The sequence below is a fragment of the Nocardiopsis protaetiae genome, assembly GCF_045446735.1.
In the GTDB taxonomy this organism is placed as follows: domain Bacteria; phylum Actinomycetota; class Actinomycetes; order Streptosporangiales; family Streptosporangiaceae; genus Nocardiopsis; species Nocardiopsis protaetiae.
Genome location: NZ_JBJJBV010000479.1, coordinates 1 through 2,470, shown reverse-complemented (window position 1 = coordinate 2,470; position 2,470 = coordinate 1). Strand labels below are relative to the sequence as shown.

Here is a 2,470-nt window from a genome sequence, read left to right as displayed (position 1 = left end):
ACGGCGCCAAGGTCCGCCGGACCACCGCGGACCGCGCCGAGATCGGCCCCGGGGCCGACGTCGGCCCCTACACCTACCTCCGGCCGGGCACCCGCCTGGCCGACCGGACCAAGGCCGGCGCGTTCGTCGAGGTCAAGAACGCGAACATCGGCAGCGGCTCCAAGGTCCCGCACCTGACCTACGTCGGCGACGCCGACATCGGCGTCGGCAGCAACATCGGCTGCTCGTCGGTGTTCGTCAACTACGACGGGGTCAACAAGTCCCGGAGCACCATCGGCGACCACGTGCGCATCGGCAGCGACAACACCATCGTCGCGCCGGTCACCGTGGGCGACGGTGCCTACTCCGGGGCCGGGACCGTGGTCCGGGACGACGTCCCGCCCGGTGCGCTGGCCGTGTCCGAAGGACACCGGCAGCGCAACGTGGAGGGGTGGACCGCGCGCAAGCGCCCGGGAACCGCCTCGGCCGAGGCGGCGCTGCGGGCGCGGCCGGCCCAGGACGCGGAGGGCGTCCAAGGCGCTGAGGGCGCAGGGCGTGCCGAGGACGCAGAACGGCACAGAGCCGGCGATCAGTAGTGACTGTGGGGGAGAAACACGTGAGCGGCATGAAGGCCACCGGTCAGAAGAACCTGTTGTTGTTCTCGGGGCGCACACACCCGAGTCTGGCCGAGGAGGTCGCGAAGGAACTGGGGATCGAGGTGGTCCCCACCCGGTTCGACACCTTCGCCAACGGTGAGATCTTCGTCCGCTACCTGGAGTCGGTCCGTGGCTCGGACGCCTTCGTCATCCAGGCGCACGCCGACCCGATCAACGAGTCGATCATGGAGCAGCTGATCATGGTGGACGCGCTCAAGCGCGCCTCCGCCAAGCGCATCACCGTGGTCACCCCGTTCTTCGGGTACGCCCGCCAGGACAAGAAGCACCGCGGCCGCGAGCCCATCTCGGCCCGCCTGATGACCGACCTGTTCCGCACCGCCGGCGCCGACCGCATGATGGCCGTCGACCTGCACACGGACCAGATCCAGGGCTTCTTCGACGGCCCGGTGGACCACCTGTTCGCGCTGCCGATCCTGGCCGACCACATCGCGGACCGGGTCGACGTCTCCGAGATCACCGTGGTCTCCCCCGACGCGGGCCGGGTGCGCACCGCCGACCGCTGGGCGGACCGGCTGGGCGCCCCGCTGGCCATCATCCACAAGCGCCGCGACCCCGACGTGGCCAACCAGGTCCGCGTCCACGAGGTCGTCGGCACCGTCAAGGACCGCGTGTGCGTCCTGGTGGACGACATGATCGACACCGGCGGCACCATCGTGAAGGCCGCCGACGCGCTGTTCGAGCAGGGCGCCAAGCAGGTCCTGGTGGCCGCCACGCACGGTGTGCTGTCCGGCCCGGCCGCGGAGCGCCTACAGAACTCGCGCATCTCCGAGGTGGTCATCACCAACTCGCTGCCGGTGCCCGAGTCCCGGTCCTTCGAGAAGCTCACCCAGCTGTCGATCGCGCCGCTGGTGGCGCGGGCGATCAGCGAGGTCTTCACGGACGGCTCGGTCACGAGCCTGTTCGAGTAGGGCCACCGGGTCCGCGGGCCGCTGGGGCCCGCGGTCACCCGTGCGGGCGGGGATATGCGGATGTATCCCCCGCCCGCGTGTTCCTTCCCTCACCGACACGCCGCCTCCGGTGGTTGCGCGCTCGGTGACGGGACAGCGGTGGGGCGTGTACGGAGTCGTCCACGGAACCAGTAGACTTGACCGAGTGTCCCCGTGCCCGAGCGGAGCCTCGTTCGGCTTCGTGCGGACGCGAGGGCAGGGGTGCGCGACGAGCGTTCCCGGGCCGGACGGGTCCGGTGGCGACTCGCCGGGCACGCCTGGAACCAGGGCGGTCGCGTCCCCTACCGGGGAGACCCCGCCGCTTCCCCGCCGAGAGCGGGAATCGTTCGTACTACTGGAGTCGTGTTCCCCGTGCTGCGGGGTTGAACCCGAGGAGTTTTGTCGTGTCCGAGGTACGTATCGCTGCCGAGCCCCGCACGGAATTCGGCAAGGGCGCCTCCCGTCGCGCCCGCCGCGCGGGTAAGGTGCCGGCCGTCCTCTACGGCCACGGCACCGAGCCCCGCCACCTGAACCTGCCGGGCCACGAGCTCATGCTCGCCCTGAAGACCCCGAACGTCCTGCTCCGCCTCGAAGGCCTGGACAAGGACAACCTCGCCCTGCCCAAGAGCATCCAGCGCGACGCCATCAAGGGCTTCCTGGAGCACGTCGACCTGCTCGTCGTCTCCAAGGGCGAGAAGGTCGAGGTCGAGATCCAGGTCAACCTGGTCGGCGAGATCAAGGGCGCCGGTGTGCTCACCCAGGAGCTCGTCACCGTGACCGTCGAGGCCGAGGCCACCCACATCCCCGAGGGCGTCGAGTACGACATCGACGGCCTGGAGATCGGTTCCGTCGTGACCGCCGCCGAGCTGAAGCTGCCGGCCGGCGCCA

The 2,470-nt window shown here is 70.4% G+C and carries 2 protein-coding genes and 1 pseudogene; all 3 read left to right on the top strand.

What is annotated here, in order from left to right:
* Positions 1-575, top strand: a pseudogene (glmU, locus tag ACJOT3_RS34070) (bifunctional UDP-N-acetylglucosamine diphosphorylase/glucosamine-1-phosphate N-acetyltransferase GlmU); the annotation flags it as partial.
* A 20-nt stretch (positions 576-595) separates the two neighbouring features.
* A complete protein-coding gene (locus ACJOT3_RS34065) occupies positions 596-1,564 on the top strand; it encodes a ribose-phosphate diphosphokinase (RefSeq protein ID WP_406977251.1) in 969 nt (322 codons plus the stop codon).
* 422 nt (positions 1,565-1,986) lie between these two features.
* Positions 1,987-2,470 (top strand): 50S ribosomal protein L25/general stress protein Ctc (locus ACJOT3_RS34060; protein ID WP_406977250.1); only part of this gene is annotated, 484 nt, incomplete at its 3' end.